We start from the raw sequence: 527 nt of genomic DNA on the forward strand, positions 1-527 counted from the left end.
CCGAACTTGAAGTTCAGACCGGCACGCACCACGCCGAACTCGCTCTCGTCGCTGCCGCCCGTTGCGGTCGGGCTGACGAAGTTGTCGTCGCGCTCGAGGTTCACGTACAGACCTTCGATCTTGGCGGTCAGGTTGTTCGTGAAGGCGTACTCGAGACCACCACCAACGGTCCAGCCGGTGGCGTCGTCAGCATAAGCGAAACCGCCGGTGGCGTAGATGAGGGCGCGGTCGAAGGCCACACCGGCGCGAGCGCGAACGGTGCCGAACCAATCGTCGGAATCGTCTTCCTCGTAGCCCGGGATAGCCGCGTTGAAGCGATAGCGGGTGCCGAGATCGGCGTACTGGATGTCCGTCTCGAGACCGACCACGAACGAACCGATCTGGTAGTTGTAGCCGATCTGGCCACCACCGACGAAGCCGCCTTCGTCATCACCGCCGGTGAAGCCGAAAACCGGATCGACGATGCGGTCATCCGAAACCCAGCCGTAGCCGGCGTTCACACCGACGTAGAAGCCCGTCCAGGTGAA

General features: G+C 63.0%; 1 protein-coding gene. It reads right to left on the reverse strand.

What is annotated here, in order from left to right:
- A partial coding sequence (locus KHP60_RS24885; protein ID WP_213566939.1) for an outer membrane protein occupies nucleotides 1-527 on the reverse strand: 527 nt, incomplete at both ends.

The sequence above is a fragment of the Microvirga sp. 3-52 genome (assembly GCF_018383585.1).
Lineage (GTDB): Bacteria > Pseudomonadota > Alphaproteobacteria > Rhizobiales > Beijerinckiaceae > Microvirga.